Origin of the sequence: Streptomyces sp. A1277, from assembly GCF_004795015.1 — a bacterium.
Classification (GTDB): domain Bacteria; phylum Actinomycetota; class Actinomycetes; order Streptomycetales; family Streptomycetaceae; genus Streptomyces.
The window spans coordinates 1-636 of the sequence record NZ_SSBI01000114.1 but is presented as its reverse complement, the minus strand read 5'-3'; the positions used below and the strand labels follow the sequence as shown (position 1 = coordinate 636).

At 68.9% G+C, this 636-nt stretch carries 1 pseudogene; it reads left to right on the top strand.

The features are described from left to right. Positions 1-636, top strand: a pseudogene (locus tag E6R18_RS33900) (RHS repeat protein); the annotation flags it as partial.

Here is a 636-nt window from a genome sequence, read left to right as displayed (position 1 = left end):
CCTCCGGCGCCCGCACCGCGTCCTGGCTGTACTGCTTCGACAAGGCCGGCAACCTCACGCACCAGGACACCACCGCCACCTCCTGCCCCACCAGCCCGACCTACGGCTACGACGACGCCTCCGAACTCGAATCGAAGAACGGTTCGACCACCGGCTGGTCCTACGAGAAGGCCGGCAACGAAACCGCCGCAGCCCCGGCCGGGGGCACTGCCCGCACAGGGGAGTCGTGGTCGGACTACAACCAGCTCACCAGCATCACCGCAGGCGGGACCACCTACCAGGCCAAGCACGCCGGAACCACCAACGACGAGCGCACCAAGCTCGGTGACACCTGGTTCCACCACACCCAGCTCGGCCTCGCCTCCACCACCGCCGGATCCACGGACACCGGATTCGTCCGCGAACCCGGGGGCACCCTCAACTCCATGACCCGCAGCGGGAAGAGCTACTACTACCTCACCGACGCCACCGGAAACATCCTCGGCGCGGTCGATCAGGCAGGCGCCCGTACCCACACCTACGCCTACACACCCACCGGCGCCGCCCGCACCACCCCCACCGAAACCGTCCCCCAGCCCTACCGCTTCGCCGGCGCCTACAACGACCCCACGGGCCTCTACAAGATGGGCGCCCGCT